The sequence below is a fragment of the Pseudomonas sp. PB106 genome (genome assembly GCF_009764645.1).
Taxonomy (GTDB): domain Bacteria; phylum Pseudomonadota; class Gammaproteobacteria; order Pseudomonadales; family Pseudomonadaceae; genus Aquipseudomonas.
The window spans coordinates 18,576-32,986 of the sequence record NZ_RWIM01000056.1; the positions used below are offsets into that span (position 1 = coordinate 18,576).

General features: G+C 61.0%; 14 protein-coding genes and 1 pseudogene. 6 read left to right on the plus strand and 9 right to left on the minus strand.

All coding sequences use genetic code 11. The features are described from left to right. Positions 1 to 15 precede the first annotated feature (15 nt). A complete protein-coding gene (locus EJA71_RS07630; RefSeq protein ID WP_158955624.1) occupies positions 16 to 1,335 on the plus strand; it encodes an Nramp family divalent metal transporter in 1,320 nt (439 codons plus the stop codon). 245 nt (positions 1,336 to 1,580) lie between these two features. Here EJA71_RS07630 and EJA71_RS07635 read toward each other — a convergent pair whose 3' ends face one another. Genes EJA71_RS07635 through EJA71_RS07645 form a run of 3 tightly spaced genes read right to left on the minus strand, consistent with a single transcriptional unit; the run spans position 1,581 to position 4,162 of the window. Then, positions 1,581 to 2,762, minus strand: a complete 1,182-nt coding sequence (locus EJA71_RS07635) for an acetyl-CoA C-acetyltransferase (protein WP_158955627.1) — start codon at positions 2,760 to 2,762, stop codon at positions 1,581 to 1,583. Between the two features lie 11 nt (positions 2,763 to 2,773). Beyond that, complete coding sequence (locus EJA71_RS07640) at positions 2,774 to 3,439, minus strand: CoA transferase subunit B (RefSeq protein WP_122594424.1); 666 nt, start codon at positions 3,437 to 3,439, stop codon at positions 2,774 to 2,776. 24 nt (positions 3,440 to 3,463) lie between these two features. Then, positions 3,464 to 4,162, minus strand: coding sequence for a CoA transferase subunit A (locus EJA71_RS07645; RefSeq protein ID WP_016983257.1), 699 nt, complete (start codon positions 4,160 to 4,162; stop codon positions 3,464 to 3,466). 261 nt (positions 4,163 to 4,423) lie between these two features. Here EJA71_RS07645 and EJA71_RS07650 point away from each other — a divergent pair, with 261 nt between their 5' ends. Then, complete coding sequence (locus EJA71_RS07650) at positions 4,424 to 5,299, plus strand: LysR family transcriptional regulator (protein WP_158955630.1); 876 nt, start codon at positions 4,424 to 4,426, stop codon at positions 5,297 to 5,299. Positions 5,300 to 5,407: 108 nt separating this feature from the next. Here EJA71_RS07650 and EJA71_RS07655 read toward each other — a convergent pair whose 3' ends face one another. The 4 genes from EJA71_RS07655 to EJA71_RS07670 form a co-directional block, all read right to left on the minus strand. Then, positions 5,408 to 6,250 carry an NAD-dependent protein deacetylase gene (locus tag EJA71_RS07655; RefSeq protein WP_158955632.1) on the minus strand — a complete coding sequence of 281 codons (843 nt, stop codon included), beginning with the start codon at positions 6,248 to 6,250 and terminating at the stop codon, positions 5,408 to 5,410. A gap of 54 nt (positions 6,251 to 6,304) precedes the next feature. Continuing rightward, a complete protein-coding gene (locus EJA71_RS07660; protein ID WP_158955634.1) occupies positions 6,305 to 7,351 on the minus strand; it encodes a class I SAM-dependent methyltransferase in 1,047 nt (348 codons plus the stop codon). A gap of 281 nt (positions 7,352 to 7,632) precedes the next feature. Further along, entirely contained in the window at positions 7,633 to 8,943 is a 1,311-nt protein-coding gene (locus tag EJA71_RS07665; protein WP_158955636.1) for an ATP-binding protein, read from the minus strand. Next, entirely contained in the window at positions 8,940 to 9,680 is a 741-nt protein-coding gene (locus EJA71_RS07670) for a response regulator (RefSeq protein WP_158955638.1), read from the minus strand. The genes EJA71_RS07665 and EJA71_RS07670 overlap by 4 nt, the downstream gene beginning before the upstream one ends. A gap of 297 nt (positions 9,681 to 9,977) precedes the next feature. On the opposite strand from EJA71_RS07670, the gene EJA71_RS07675 reads away from it, so the two are divergent. Together EJA71_RS07675 and EJA71_RS07680 are read left to right on the plus strand one after the other, a co-directional pair. After that, positions 9,978 to 10,232 (plus strand): hypothetical protein, encoded by a 255-nt coding sequence (locus EJA71_RS07675; protein ID WP_158955640.1) that lies wholly within the window; start codon positions 9,978 to 9,980, stop codon positions 10,230 to 10,232. 86 nt (positions 10,233 to 10,318) lie between these two features. Beyond that, complete coding sequence (locus EJA71_RS07680; RefSeq protein ID WP_158955642.1) at positions 10,319 to 11,530, plus strand: cytochrome c biogenesis protein DipZ; 1,212 nt, start codon at positions 10,319 to 10,321, stop codon at positions 11,528 to 11,530. 16 nt (positions 11,531 to 11,546) lie between these two features. Here the strand turns inward: EJA71_RS07680 and EJA71_RS07685 are convergent, their stop codons facing one another. Next, positions 11,547 to 12,008 (minus strand): GNAT family N-acetyltransferase, encoded by a 462-nt coding sequence (locus EJA71_RS07685; protein WP_158955644.1) that lies wholly within the window; start codon positions 12,006 to 12,008, stop codon positions 11,547 to 11,549. Positions 12,009 to 12,326: 318 nt separating this feature from the next. Between EJA71_RS07685 and EJA71_RS07690 the strand changes: the two genes are divergently transcribed. Next, positions 12,327 to 13,139, plus strand: a complete 813-nt coding sequence (locus EJA71_RS07690) for a class I SAM-dependent methyltransferase (RefSeq protein WP_158955646.1) — start codon at positions 12,327 to 12,329, stop codon at positions 13,137 to 13,139. Positions 13,140 to 13,269: 130 nt separating this feature from the next. Here EJA71_RS07690 and pcsA read toward each other — a convergent pair whose 3' ends face one another. After that, positions 13,270 to 13,992: a phosphatidylcholine synthase gene (gene pcsA, locus EJA71_RS07695; protein ID WP_158955648.1), complete on the minus strand. Its 723-nt coding sequence runs from the start codon at positions 13,990 to 13,992 to the stop codon at positions 13,270 to 13,272. 259 nt (positions 13,993 to 14,251) lie between these two features. On the opposite strand from pcsA, the pseudogene EJA71_RS27520 reads away from it, so the two are divergent. Then, positions 14,252 to 14,411, plus strand: a pseudogene (locus EJA71_RS27520) (DUF533 domain-containing protein); the annotation flags it as partial.

Here is a 14,411-nt window from a genome sequence, read left to right on the forward strand (position 1 = left end):
TTTCTGGATGTGTGCGTGAAATTCAGTTTGCCCAAAATCGCCACCGCGCCGTTTTGCCCGCCGGAAGTGGCCGGCAGTGTCGCGGTGGATCCGAGTGCCTCATTCTTCAAACGCGTGCTGCGTTTCGCCGGTCCCGGATTGCTGGTGTCGATCGGCTACATGGACCCGGGCAACTGGGCGACTGCCATCGAGGCCGGTTCGCGTTTTGGCTACAGCCTGTTGTTTGTGGTGTTGCTGGCGAGTCTGGCGGGCATGGTCGTGCAGTGCCTGTGTTCGCGGCTGGGCATCGCGACGGGGCGCGACCTGGCGCAATTGTCCCGCGAGCGTTACAGCACACCGACCGCGCGTCTGCAGTGGGTGCTGGCGGAAATTTCGATCATCGCCACCGACCTCGCTGAAGTGCTCGGTTGTGCGCTGGCGTTTCACTTGTTGCTCGGTTGTTCGCTGACCTTTGGTATTGCCCTGACCGCGTTCGACACCTTGCTGGTGCTGGCCCTGCAGAATCGCGGCTTCCGCCGTCTCGAAGCGATCATGCTGGTGTTGGTGGCGACCATCGGCGTGTGTTTCTTCGTTGAACTGGTGCTGATCAAACCGTATTGGCCGGACGTGTTCAGCGGCTTCAAACCCTCGTTGTCGGCGATCAGCGATGCCGCGCCGTTGTACTTGGCCATCGGCATTCTCGGCGCGACGGTGATGCCGCATAACCTCTATCTGCACACTTCAATCGTGCAAACGCGGATGATCGGCAAGGATCTGGCGAGCAAGCAGGACGCGGTGAAACTGGCGCGCATCGACACCATCGGCTCGCTGGCGTTGGCGCTGCTGGTCAACGCGGCGATTCTGATTCTCGCGGCGGCGGCGTTCCATCAGTCCGGGCACACCGACGTGGTCGACATTCAGGACGCCTATCACTTGCTCGATCCGCTGGTCGGCGGCGCACTCGCCAGTGTGCTGTTCGGCGTGGCGTTGCTGGCGTCCGGGCAGAGCTCGACGTTCACCGGCACCATCGCCGGGCAGGTGATCATGGAGGGCTATTTGAACCTGCGGATCCCTTGCTGGCAGCGGCGCTTGATCACGCGCGGGCTGGCGCTGATTCCGGCGTTCATCGGCGTGTGGCTGATGGGCGACAACGCGGTGGGCAAGTTGCTGGTGATGAGTCAGGTGGTGTTGAGTCTGCAACTGCCGTTTGCGCTGTACCCGCTGATTCGCATGACCAACGACCACAAGCTGATGGGGCCGTTTGTGAATCGTTTGCCGACGCGGGTGTTGGCTTGGGGATTGTTTGGGGTGATCAGCGGGGCGAATGCGTGGCTGATTCTGCAATTGGCTGGCTGAAAATTTTTTGCTGACTGGGCTGGCCTCATCGCTGGCAAGCCAGCTCCCACAGGGTTAGTGGGTGTACAAAATATTTGTAACCACCCTGAATCACTGTGGGAGCTGGCTTGCCAGCGATAGGTCCATTGAAAGCAACACAAAATCCAGACAAAAAAACACCCGGTGCAACGCAAGTCGCACCGGGTTTTTTGTTGCCAGCAATCAGCGGATGTCGTGGATCCGCCGCCTGCCGTTGAACCTCTTGCTTAACCGCGTTCCAGCGCCAGCGCGACACCTTGACCGCCGCCGATGCAAAGAGTCGCCAGACCCTTTTTCGCGTCGCGTTTGATCATTTCATGCAGCAGCGTCACCAGCACGCGGCAGCCCGATGCACCGATCGGGTGGCCCAGTGCGATGGCGCCGCCGTTGACGTTGACCTTGTTCAGATCCCATTGAAGATCCTTGGCCACCGCCAGCGATTGCGCGGCGAAAGCTTCGTTGGCTTCGATCAGGTCGAGTTGGTCGATGTTCCAGCCAGCCTTGTCGAGGCAACGACGGGTGGCCGACACCGGGCCGATGCCCATGATCGCTGGATCAACACCCGCGTTGGCGTAAGCAGCGATTTTCGCCAGCACCGGCAGGCCCAGTGCTTTGGCTTTTTCCGCGCTCATCAGAATCACAGCGGCAGCGCCGTCGTTCAGCGACGAAGCGTTGCCGGCGGTGACGCTGCCGTCCTTTTTGAAGGCCGGACGCAGTTTCGCCAGCGATTCAGCGCTGGTGTCGCCGCGTGGTTGCTCATCAACCTTGAACGCGACCGGATCGCCTTTGCGCTGCGGGATCAGGATCGGAGTGATTTCATCGACAAAGCGACCGGCCTCAATGGCAGCGGCGGCTTTCTGCTGAGACGCGGCAGCGAAGGCGTCCTGCTGTTCGCGGCTGATCGCGTACTTGTCGACCAGATTCTCGGCAGTGATGCCCATGTGGTAATCGTTGAATGCATCCCACAGGCCATCGCTGATCATGGTGTCGACGATTTGCGCATGGCCCATGCGCAGACCGGTGCGTGCGCTCGGCATCACGTAGTTGGACAGGCTCATGTTTTCCTGGCCGCCGGCGATGATCACGTCGGCATCGCCGCAACGGATCGCCTGTGCACCCAGGTGCAAAGCCTTGAGACCCGAGCCGCAGACCTTGTTCAGCGTCAGCGCCGGCACGGCGTGAGGCAGGCCAGCCTTGATTGCGGACTGGCGCGCCGGGTTCTGGCCGGCGCCGGCGGTCAGCACTTGGCCCATGATCACTTCATCGACTTGAGCACCGTCCAGCCCGGTCTGCTCGAGCAACTGGCGGATCACCGCCGCGCCCAGATCGACGGCGGACACGCTGGCCAGGGAGCCCTGGAAACTGCCGATCGCGGTACGCGTGGCGGCAACAATTACGACGTCTTGCATTTTCGAATTCCTCACTGGGCAGCGAACTGCATTTCCGGTACGTGATCCGGGACGATCAGTTTACCAGCGGTTTTGGCGACGATTTCCTCAACGCTGACGCCAGGTGCGCGTTCCTTGAGGACAAAAGCGCCATTTTCGATTTCCAGATAGGCGAGGTCGGTCAGCACACGCTTGATGCAACCGGCGCCAGTCAACGGCAGGCTGCACTTGCTGAGCAATTTCGACTCACCGTCCTTGGAGGCGTGGGTCATGATCACGATGATGTTGTCAGCGCCGGCTACCAGGTCCATTGCGCCGCCCATGCCCTTGACCAGTTTGCCGGGGATCATCCACGAAGCGATGTTGCCCTCGACGTCGACTTCGAACGCGCCGAGTACGGTCAGATCGACGTGACCACCACGGATCATCGCGAAGGATTCGGCGGAATTGAAGATCGACGCGCCGATGCGCGCGGTCACCGTTTGTTTGCCGGCGTTGATCATGTCGGCGTCGATGGTTTCCTCAGTCGGAAACGGGCCCATGCCGAGCAGGCCGTTTTCCGATTGCAGCATGACTTCCATGCCTTCGGGGATGTAGTTGGCGACCAGGGTCGGAATGCCGATACCGAGGTTCACGTAGAAGCCGTCCTGCATTTCGCGGGCGACGCGCTGAGCCATTTGTTCGCGGGAAAGTGCCATGTTTTTATTCTCCGTCAGCCTGGATTATTTGCGGATGGTGCGCTGTTCGATGCGTTTTTCGAACGTGCCGCAAATGACCCGATCGACGTAGATGCCCGGGGTATGGATCTGCGAGGGGTCGAGTTCGCCGGGCTCGACGATTTCTTCGACTTCAACCACGGTGATCTTGCCGGCGGTAGCGGCCAGCGGGTTGAAGTTCTGCGCGGTGTGACGGTAGATGACGTTGCCGAAATGGTCGGCTTTCCAGCCTTTGACGATGGCGAAGTCGCCGGTGATGGATTCTTCCATCAGGTACTTGCGACCCTTGAATTCACGCACTTCCTTGCCTTCGGCAACCGGCGTGCCGACGCCGGTGGCGGTGAAGAAAGCCGGGATGCCAGCGCCGCCTGCGCGCATCTTCTCGGCGAGGGTGCCTTGCGGGGTCAGGATGACTTCGATGTCGCCCTTGAGCAGTTGCTCTTCGAACAGCTTGTTTTCGCCAACGTAGGAGGCGATGACTTTGCTGATCTGGCGATCGGTGAGCAGCACGCCGAGGCCGAAACCGTCGACGCCGCAGTTGTTGGAGACCACGGTGAGGTCGCGGGTGCCTTTGCGCTTGATCTCGGCGATCAGGTTTTCAGGAATGCCGCACAGACCGAAGCCGCCGGCGATGACGGTCATGCCGTCCTCAAGCCCGGCCAGGGCTTCCTCGTAGGAACTCACGCGCTTGTCGAAACCTGCCATATGCACCTCTTTTATTATTTGCGGGCGGCTGGCTAGCCGAATGGTTGGAGTGTCTCGCTGGTGGATATATTTGTTAAGTTGATTTTTAAGGTTGATTGATTGATAAAGCTCAATAGTCGCGTTATGTCTTTGATCGTTCCCACGCTCCGCGTGGGAATGCCTCTAAGGACGCTCCGCGTCCAGTGACGCAGAGCGTCACAAGCTGCATTCCCACGCAGGAGCGTGGGAACGATCATGTACCGAGAGTCCTGAGGTTTCAGTATGACCATCAAACAGATCCGCGCCTTCCTCGCCGTGGCTCACAGCCTCAGTTTCGCCGTGGCCGGCGAGCGTCTGCACCTGTCGCAATCGGCGTTGAGCCTGACCATCAAGGCGTTGGAGGAGGGTCTGGGCGGGCGTCTGTTCAGCCGCAACACGCGCAACGTCGCGCTGACCCCGGAAGGTGAATCGCTGTTGCCGTTGGCGCGACGGTTGATCGCCGACTGGGACAACGCTGAAGACGAAATGCGCCAGCGCTTCAGCCTGCAGCGCGGGCGGGTGACGCTGGCGGCGATGCCGTCGTTTGCCGGCAATCTGCTGCCGCCGATCCTCAAATCCTTTCGCGCGCGCTATCCGAACGTCAGCGTCACGGTCAACGACGTGATCAACGAGCAAGTGCTGGAGATGGTCCGCGATCGTCAAGTGGAGCTGGGCGTGGCGTTCGAACCGATGCAAAACACCTCAATGACATTCACTCCGTTGTACATCGATCGCTTCGTCGCGGTGGTGCCCAAGGATTCGCCACTGGCGGTGCACAGCGAGATCGACTGGCAGACGCTGTTGTCTGAGCCATTCATCACCTTGCAGCGACCGTCCACGGTGCGGGTCATGCTGGAGGAACATTTGCAGGCGCGCGGGATGAAATTGCCGGTGGAGTTTGAAAGTCATCAACTGGCGACGGTGGGGAAAATGGTCGCCAGTGGCCTCGGTGTCAGCGCCGTGCCAGCGTTGTGCGCCGAGCAAATGCAGGAGCTCGGCGCGCATTGCCTGACCTTGAGCGATTCAGTGGAGCGGGCGATTGGCGTATTGACCGAGCCGGGCAATGAGCTGTCGGCAGCGGCGCAGGCGTTGTTCGATATCCTCAAGGCCGAACACTGACCCTGTGGGAGCCAGCCCTGCTGGCGATGAGGCCCGCACATTCAACATCTATGTTGCATGCGCGGCCGCCATCGCGAGCCGGCTCACTCCTACAGGAGATTTGTGTGTTCAGCAGGTGAGACGTTGGGTCAGCAGAGGCAGCAGTTGTTCGCAGGACGCTTCGATTTTCAGACTGAGCAAATCATCCGCCCGGGTCTTGCCCAGATTGATGGCGATCAACGGCTTGCCGCGATCAACCATCACCCGGCACAAACGAAACGCCGAATATGCCATCAGCGATGACCCGACAACCAGCATGCCGGCGGCATTCTCGGCGGCGGCCATGGCTCGGGCGGCAGTCGGTTGCGCAACGTTCTCCCCGAAAAACACCACGTCGGGTTTCATCCGCTCGCCTGCGCAATGCGGGCAGTGAGGCACCTGAAACCGTGCCTCGAAGGCCGGGTCGAGCAGGGTATCGCCATCCGGCGCCTGCACCGCGTCAACGCCAGCCAGGTAGGGATTTTGCGATTCCATCAGGCGCTGGATCGCATCGCGCTCGCTGCGCTGACCGCAATCCAGGCACAGCACCCGATGCAGACTGCCGTGCAGTTCAATCACGTCATGACTGCCGGCCTGATCGTGCAAGGTGTCGACGTTCTGCGTGATCAAATCGCTGATCAGTCCATGACTCTGCAAACTGGCCAACGCCGCGTGCGCCGCATTCGGTTGCGCCTGCCGCACTCGTGGCCAGCCGAGCATGGCCCGCGCCCAGTAACGACGGCGCGACTCCGGAGCCGCGAGAAATTCCTGATACATCATCGGCTGCCGACCCCGGCGCACACCGTCGCTGTCGCGATAATCCGGAATGCCCGAGGGCGTGCTGATGCCAGCGCCGGTGAGCACCAGAAAATCGCCATTGGCCATCGCCTGTTGCAGGGTGTCGAGGTGTGCGCGGGTCGGGCTGTCGAGCATGGTCAGCGCTCCGGAAGGGACGGTGCCAGCAGGTTAGCACGCGGCCCGCTCAGGTTACTTGCGCGCCTCCAGAATCAGGTTGAACGGCGTTTGCGTGGCGCGGCGAAAGTGTTTGAAACCGGCCTCGATGAATACTTTGCGCAGACGCAATTCACCGGCCTGCGCGCCCAAGCCGAGGCCGACTTCCTGGGACAGGGAGTTCGGTGTGCAGATAAACGTCGACGCTGCGTAAAACAACCGTCCGACCGGGTTGATGTTGTCGTCCAGCGTGTCGTTGGCGAACGGTTCGACCAGCAACACTGTGCCGTCATCCTTCAGCGATTCGTAGGCATGCCGCGCGGCGCCGACCGGATCGCCCATGTCGTGCAGGCAGTCGAAATAGCAGATCAGGTCGTAGTCATTGCCGGGGTAGTTTTTCGCCGTGCCCTGAAAGAACGTCGCCCGATTGCTCACGCCACCTTCTTCGGCACGTTGCGTCGCTACCGTGATCGACGGCGCGTGGTAATCGAAGCCGACGAAGCGCGATTTCGCAAACGCCTGGGCCATGATCACCGTTGATGCGCCATGGCCGCAGCCGACGTCGGCGACCTTGGCCCCGGCTTCGAGTTTGGCGACGACGCCGTCCAGCGCCGGCAGCCATTCGGCGATCAGGTGACCTTTGTAACCGGGGCGGAAAAACCGTTCGGTGCCGGTGAACATGCATGGGTGATGATCGCCCCAGGGCAGGGCGCCGTTGCCGCGCATGGCTTTGACCAGTTTGTCCTTGTCGTGGAAAAACGACGCCACCACGCCGAGACCGCCAGCGACGTAAACCGGTGAATCCTCGACGGCCAGCGCCAGGGCTTGTTCCTCGGGCAGACGGAACTGGCCGTCGCGATGCTCCATGTAGCCGGACGCCGCGTGGGCGCTGAGCCATTCGCGCACCAGTCGGGGGTTGCAGGTGGTTTTTGCGGCGAGGGCTTCGGGGCTGATCGGTTGGCTGTCGGCCATGGCTCGGTAGAGTCCGAGTTCCTCGCCGACGATGACATTGGCCAGCATCGCCGCGCCGCCCATGTCGTTGACCAGTTTGCCCATGAATTCGTTAAGTCGGGCCTCATCCATCACGTGTGCTCCTGAAACAGGATCACCGTCCGGCGGCGTTGAGGGTCGAGGCAGGCGCCACCGGGCGGTGGTCACGGATATGGGCAGGGCACAGCAGGAGTCCTGCGTCCCCCTCGACTGGGTAATGAGTGAGTTTAGCCCGACTCTGACAAGGCGTACGTTGTTGCACCTTCCCTGTGGGAGCGAGCTTGCTCGCGAAGGCGTCCGATAGCCACCATCACTTTGAATGACACAGCGCTTTCGCGAGCAAGCTCGCTCCCACAAGGGCATCTGTAGTGGATTCAAGAGTTGAGGGGCAATTTGAGTTCAGCACACAACCCGCCACCCTCGCGGTTGCTCAGGGTCAGCGAGCCGCCAAGGGCGAGGGCCAGTTGCTGGGCGATCGCCAGGCCCAGACCGGTGCCGCCGGTGTTGCGGTTACGCGAGTTTTCCACGCGGTAAAACGGTTCGATGACGCGGGCCAGTTCATCGTCGGCGATGCCCGGGCCGCGATCCATGACTTTCACCGACAGGCTGGCGTCCTGAGGTTCTATCTCCAGGTGCGCGGCACCCGCGAATTTCAAGGCGTTGTCGGTCAGATTCACCAGCACTCGACGCAAGGCCTGCGGACGGGTATTGATCACGACGCGGCTTTTACCGCTGAGCAGCACGTTCTTGTTCATGTCCTGATAGTCAAATACCAGACTGTCGAGAAATGCATCCAGATCGATGCGTCGGCTTTCCTCAGTGGCGCCGTGGACGCTGCGCGCATAAGCCACGCCTTCACGCACCAGATGCTCAATCTCGCCGAGGTCATTGCACAGTTTGTCCTTCTCGGCTGATTCATCCATGAATTCTGCGCGCAGTTTCATCCGCGTGATCGGCGTTTGCAGGTCGTGGGAAATCGCCGCCAGCAACTGCATGCGTTCCTTCAGATACGCGGCGATGCGCGCCTGCATCGCATTGAACGCTCGCGCCGCATAGGCCACTTCGCGCGGGCCTTGCTCGTCGAGATGGATCGGATGGGCGTTGGGATCGAGGGTTTCCACGGCGCTGGCGAGACGGCTCAGCGGACGCAGGGCGATGCGCACGGCCAGCCAGGTGCAGGCAATCAACAGCGCCAATTGTCCGAGCAGCACCACTGGCAGCCATGGCGACAGTGGCACCATCGCCGGGCGTATATCAATGGTCACCGGGCTGCCGTCGCTCAGGCGCAGATGGCCCTGAAAGTGCTTTGTCGGCCCGCCGGGAATCTCGGTAAAGACCACCGGATAGGCGTTGCCGATGGCCGAGGTGATTGAGGCGATGGCGACGGACGCATCGACTGAAGTGACCGCCATGCCCGGCTGGCCCTCATTGAGCAGGTAGCCGTAATTGCGCCGTTCCAGGCGCGGCAGCCAGGCGGCGCGTTCCTCGGCAGGCAGGCGATCGAGGATCGCCATCGAGGTCGAGACGTCGGTTTCGAGATTACCCAGCATGGTGCCTTTGGCGCTTTGGTAACGCTCGTAATACTGCGCACCAAACGACAGGCCTTGAGCCAGGATCAGCCCGATGAGGAAAATCAGCGAAAGGCGCGAGGCGAGGGTGCGCGGCCATTGCAGTCTGACGGTCATGCCGACGTTCCGAGAATCTCGACCGGCAGCGAAAACACATAACCCTCGCTGCGCACGGTCTTGATGCAGGCCGGCTCGCGGGCATCGTCGAGCAAGCGCTGGCGCAGACGGCTGACCAGCAAATCGATCGAGCGGTCGAACAGATCAGCCTCGCGGCCCTGGGTCAGGTTGAGTAATTGATCGCGACTGAGTACCCGCTGCGGATGATCGAGAAATACCCGCAGCAAGCGGTATTCGGCGCCGCTGAGGGCGACCAGGGTGCCGTCGCTGTCGAGCAGATGACGTGCCGAAGTGTCCAGTTGCCAGCGGCCGAAGGCCAGCAATCGACCGGCTTCGGTAACCACCAGATTGGGCGGCAACATGCGTGTGCGGCGCAGCACCGCGTTGATCCGTGCCAGCAATTCACGGGCAGCAAAAGGTTTGGTCAGGTAATCGTCGGCGCCCATTTCCAGGCCAATGATGCGGTCGGTTTCATCATTGCGCGCAGTGAGCATCAGCACCGGCGTGGCCTTGTGTTTGCCCACACGCAATTCGCGGCACAGCTGCAAGCCATCGTCGCCGGGCATCATGATGTCGAGCACGATCAGGTCAACGGTGTTGGCGTCGAGAAAGCTGCGCATCTGCCGGCCATCAGCGACCACCGTGGTGCGCAGACCGTTTTTCTTCAGGTAATTGCCGACCAGCTCGCGTATCTCGCGGTCGTCGTCGACGATGAGAATGTGATCGACATGTTCCATCGGTTCAAACCTCTGTCAAAGGGGGAATACGGCCCAGTCTATAGCGCCGTTGACCGCACGCCTGCCTGCCTTTGTATTGCAGTGTATCTGCTGCGACGGTGGATACACGCAGACGCAAAAACATGATTTTTTCCCGGTTTTGTATCGCTGTGTATCTACAGGCGGCGTGGATACACGGCGATTGATTCTCGGCTTTTCCTGACACAGACGCGATACCTCAAGGGCCTCAAATAGGCTCCATCGAGGCACACACAGATCGCCTCGGCTCAAACCCACTGAAGCCTTGAGGACACCACCATGAACAACATTTCGCGCTTTCTGACCGCTGTGGCTTTTTCCTTCGCCGGTGCGGCGGCCCACGCCAACGGTGCCGTCGAGCACAGCAGTTGCGCCGGCAGCACCTGCTTCCAACTGACGCCGGTGGCGAAGGAGGGCAGGGATGCATTGGTCGCTGCCGATGGTTCCAGCCGTACACCGCAAGGCCAACTGGTCGCGGAAAACGGTGCAAGCCGCACCCCTCAAGGGCAATGGCTGGCCAGCCAGAGTTCATAAACCCATGCGTAAGCCAGACACGGTAGCGAGGGTGCCTGTTCCTTCGCTGCCGGTTGAGTGCCAGCTCACATATCAAGGTGACCCCTATGTACCTCATCGCATTTCTTGGCGGTCTGCTGACCGTCCTCAGTCCCTGCATCCTGCCGGTGGTGCCGTTCCTGTTCGCTGGCGCGAACCGCACACGTTCCTCCATCCTGCTGACGCTGGGCGGCATGGCCCTAACTTTCGCGCTGATTTCCAGTCTGGCGGTGGTCAGTAGTGAGTGGGTGATTCAGGCCAGCAACACGGGCCGCTACGTCGCCCTGGTTGTCATGGCACTGTTTGCCCTGTCGCTGGTCTCGGCACGCGTCGGCGATTGGCTGACCCGGCCTTTTGTAGCGCTGGGCAATCGCCTCGATCAGGACACCCGCAAACACGCCGGACCCTTGGGTTCGATCATGCTTGGCGTGGCCACCGGCCTGCTGTGGGCACCCTGCGCCGGGCCGATTCTCGGGGTGATCCTCACCGGTGCCATGCTGCAAGGCGCCAATGCCCAGACCAGCCTGTTGCTGTTGGCTTATGGCGCGGGCAGTGCGCTGTCGCTGGGGACATTGATTTTTGCCGGGCGCGGTTTGGTCAATCGGCTGAAACCATCGATCCCTTTCACCGGTTGGTTGCGCCGCAGCGCGGGTGTCGCGGTGCTCGCCACCGTGGCGTTGATCGCGACAGGCGCGGATAAAGTCCTGCTGGCCAGTACGTCTTCCGAAAGTGCTGCCAGCGTCGAGAAGGGCGTGCTGGAGAACGTGCCGAAAGTGGTCGACTACTTTGTCAGCAAAGTCCGCGCCGACTCGATGATGAACCCGGCCCAAGGCACCATGCCTTCACTGTCGGGAGCCGTGCAGTGGCTCAACTCACCGCAACTGAGCGCCGAGTCCTTGCGTGGCAAAGTGGTGCTGGTGGACTTCTGGACCTACGACTGCATCAACTGCCAACACACGCTGCCGTACGTCAAAGAGTGGGCGAAGAAGTACGAGAAGGACGGCCTGGTGGTGATCGGCGTGCACACCCCCGAGTACGGTTACGAGCGCATCATCGACAACGTCAAGGAACAGGTGAAAAAGCTCGGCATCACCTACCCGGTAGCCATCGACAACGACTACGCGATCTGGCGCCACTTCGATAACCAATACTGGCCGGCGCATTACCTGATCGATGCCCAAGGTCAAGTGCGCTACAGCCACTTCGGCGAAGGACGCTATGAGGCGCAGGAGCAAATGATCCGGCAATTGCTCGACGAGGCCAAAGCGCCAGCCGCCTGAATGAACAAACATTGGCTCAGAGGTCGCGGACCATCAGGCATTGCTCGTTGTCCCAGGCGCGAAAACGCTCCAACACCTGCCAGCCGCGTTTGGCGTAGTAATCCTGTTTGCTCTGGGTATGCAGATACAAACGGGCAAAGCCGCGACGTCTGGCTTCCTGACAAACCCTTTCGATCAACTGTTCCGCCAGGCCTTGACCGCGCGCCTCGGGGCTGACGAACACGCACGCCAGCCACGGGCCGAGGTCGGGCCGATGGGCCAGATCATCACGGGCCAGTGCCGCACCTCCCACCAGCCGTTCACCGTCCATGGCGATCAGGCATGGCCAGTCTCCATTGCTTTGCCCGTTGGCAAATTCGCGCTGCCACTCGGCCAACGGTTGATGAGCGTATTCGTAGTGAAATTGTTGGTGGATCCACTCGGCATAGCGGTCGCTATGGTGCAGGTGTGCGGCAAGCCAATCCAGATGCAGTGACATCGGTCGAGTCCGTTGCAAAACGTGAGCGGGCATCAGAAACCATTCCTCCCGCGCTGGCAATCCGGCGAGTGTTAAAGCGGCTTTACAGATTCCTGCCACTCATCGGCAAAGCCTGTGTTTTGCGGGCTTGCCGGACGATTGGCAAGGACGCCGACCGGGCCTCGGCGCGATAGTGACCGAGCAGGGTCACTGTCGACTCTGTCACATAACAAGAACGCGAGGTTGCCATGCGGAAGTTCGTGATTGAACGCAAGATTCCGGTGATCGACCCGACCACCGCCGAGTGACAGCTGATCCAACCTGTAATGGAGCGCTTGCATGAGTACGCCGATTGACCTCACTGCCTTGAAAGAACGCCAGAAAGTCGCCTGGGCCAGTGGCGACTACGCCGTGATCGGCACCACCTTGCAAATCGTCGGCGAAACCCTCGCCGAAGCCTGCGACCTGCGTTGCGATGAGGAGGTGCTGGACGTCGCGGCGGGCAATGGCAATGCGACGCTGGCGGCCGCGCGACGCGGCTGTCAGGTGACGTCCACCGATTACGTCGCCGCGCTGCTGGAGCGCGGACAGGATCGGGCGCGGGCCGAACATCTGGACGTCATCTTTCAGGTCGCCGATGCCGAAGCCTTGCCGTTTGCCGATGAGAGCTACGACGCGGTGCTGTCGACCTTCGGCGTGATGTTCGCGCCGGATCAGGTCAAAGCGGCAGCGGAGCTGGGGCGGGTCTGTCGGCGCGGCGGGCGGATCGGTCTGGCCAACTGGACCCCGGAAGGTTTTGTCGGGCAGATGTTCAAGACCCTTGGTCAGCACTTGCCGCCACCGGCAGGTGCTCAGCCGCCCTCGAACTGGGGCTCGGATGCGTGGCTGCACAAACACTTCGATGACCGTGAATTTCTGGTGCGGGTGACCCGCCGCGAGTTCAATTTCCGTTATCGCTCGGCCGCCCATTTCATCGATATTTTCCGGCATTGGTACGGGCCGGTGCACAAGGCATTCGCGGTGCTATCGCCGGAAGTCGGGCAGGCACTGGAGAGTGATCTGACGGATTTGCTCAATCGAATGAATCGGGCGGGGGAGGGATCGCTGGTGGTGCCGAGTGAGTATTTGGAGGTGGTGATCAGCAAGCGCTGATCCAGAATTTCAGCAGACCCCCTGTAGGAGTGAGCCGGCTCGCGATGGCGGTGTGTCAGCAAACTATCCGTCAACGGACACACCGCCATCGCGAGCAGGCTCACTCCTACAGGAATTGGGCAAGCCGCCCTTATTTCAGAGGCGTGCGATCAAACCACTCCAACGCCGTGCGCCAGATGCAGATCCCCAGAAAGTAAGCCGACATCAGCAGCCACAGCCCCATCACCAGCGGGTTGATCACTGGGTGGTTGAGCACCAGCGACAAGCTGCACAGCAGCCAGATCGCCGTCACCGCAATGTTGATCGGCATGAACCGGCGCACGCGGAACGGGTGCAGGAACTTCATCCGCGTCACCGTCAGCAGCGCCAGACCGATCACGGTCAGGAAAGTAATCCAAGGCCCCGGGCCGATGATGTACAGACACAGCGCCACCACGTTCCACGCCGCCGGGAAGCCAACGAAATAGTTGTCTTTGCTCTTCATGTTGACGTTGCAGAAACAGAACAGCGACGACACCAGAATCAGCGACACGGTCAGCAGCAGGGTGTAATCGGGCAGCGGGATGTAACGGTAGATAAATAGTGCCGGGATGAAAACATACGTCAGGTAATCGATCACCAGATCAAGGATCGAACCGTCGAAACTCGGCAGCACCGATTGCACATTGACCTTGCGCGCCAGTGCGCCGTCGAGGCCGTCGACGATCAGCGCCACGCCCAGCCACATCAGGCAATGGGTCGGCTGATTTTCCAGCAGGGCGAGGGTGGCCAGGAAAGCGGTGACCACGCCGGTCGCGGTAAAACCATGGGCGCCCCATGCTTTGAGCCTGGCGATGTGTACGGTCGATATCACGGGGGCGTTCTCCAGAAAGTGAAGCAAGCCGGTTATCACCCTTGAGTGGCAAGGGCGCCGGCAAACCGGGTCGGGGTTGCAGCTATCGACCGGTCTGGCCGGGATAAGGTTCACCACCCTTGAATCTTAGCTGGCCCATGGAAAAAATCGCGGGCCGTTCTGTACAAGGTCTTGGGTGTCAGCCAAACGGTGCTGGCGCAATGGCCGCAGAGGTCTAGAGTTGCCAGACGCAGTCACTGCCAGCCTTGAGGATGACGCCATGAACACCACTGATTTGCTCGAACAACTGTTAAGAGGCCAAGCCTCGGCGGGACAACAAAGCAGCGCGTCGGCCGGCGGCGGTCTGGGCGGGCTCGGTGGCTTGCTGGGCGGATTGCTTGGTGGCGGCGGTTCGAGTGCCGGCGGCGGTAGCGCTGCCG

Excerpts from the sequence above, each read along its gene's own strand:
- EJA71_RS07635 (WP_158955627.1), bottom strand. The coding sequence starts at position 2,762 with ATGCAAGACGTCGTAATTGTTGCCGCCACGCGTACCGCGATCGGCAGT.
- EJA71_RS07640 (WP_122594424.1), bottom strand. The coding sequence starts at position 3,439 with ATGGCACTTTCCCGCGAACAAATGGCTCAGCGCGTCGCCCGCGAAATG.
- EJA71_RS07645 (WP_016983257.1), bottom strand. The coding sequence starts at position 4,162 with ATGGCAGGTTTCGACAAGCGCGTGAGTTCCTACGAGGAAGCCCTGGCC.
- EJA71_RS07650 (WP_158955630.1), top strand. The coding sequence starts at position 4,424 with ATGACCATCAAACAGATCCGCGCCTTCCTCGCCGTGGCTCACAGCCTC.
- EJA71_RS07655 (WP_158955632.1), bottom strand. The coding sequence starts at position 6,250 with ATGCTCGACAGCCCGACCCGCGCACACCTCGACACCCTGCAACAGGCG.
- EJA71_RS07660 (WP_158955634.1), bottom strand. The coding sequence starts at position 7,351 with ATGGATGAGGCCCGACTTAACGAATTCATGGGCAAACTGGTCAACGAC.
- EJA71_RS07665 (WP_158955636.1), bottom strand. The coding sequence starts at position 8,943 with ATGACCGTCAGACTGCAATGGCCGCGCACCCTCGCCTCGCGCCTTTCG.
- EJA71_RS07670 (WP_158955638.1), bottom strand. The coding sequence starts at position 9,680 with ATGGAACATGTCGATCACATTCTCATCGTCGACGACGACCGCGAGATA.
- EJA71_RS07675 (WP_158955640.1), top strand. The coding sequence starts at position 9,978 with ATGAACAACATTTCGCGCTTTCTGACCGCTGTGGCTTTTTCCTTCGCC.
- EJA71_RS07680 (WP_158955642.1), top strand. The coding sequence starts at position 10,319 with ATGTACCTCATCGCATTTCTTGGCGGTCTGCTGACCGTCCTCAGTCCC.
- EJA71_RS07685 (WP_158955644.1), bottom strand. The coding sequence starts at position 12,008 with ATGTCACTGCATCTGGATTGGCTTGCCGCACACCTGCACCATAGCGAC.
- EJA71_RS07690 (WP_158955646.1), top strand. The coding sequence starts at position 12,327 with ATGAGTACGCCGATTGACCTCACTGCCTTGAAAGAACGCCAGAAAGTC.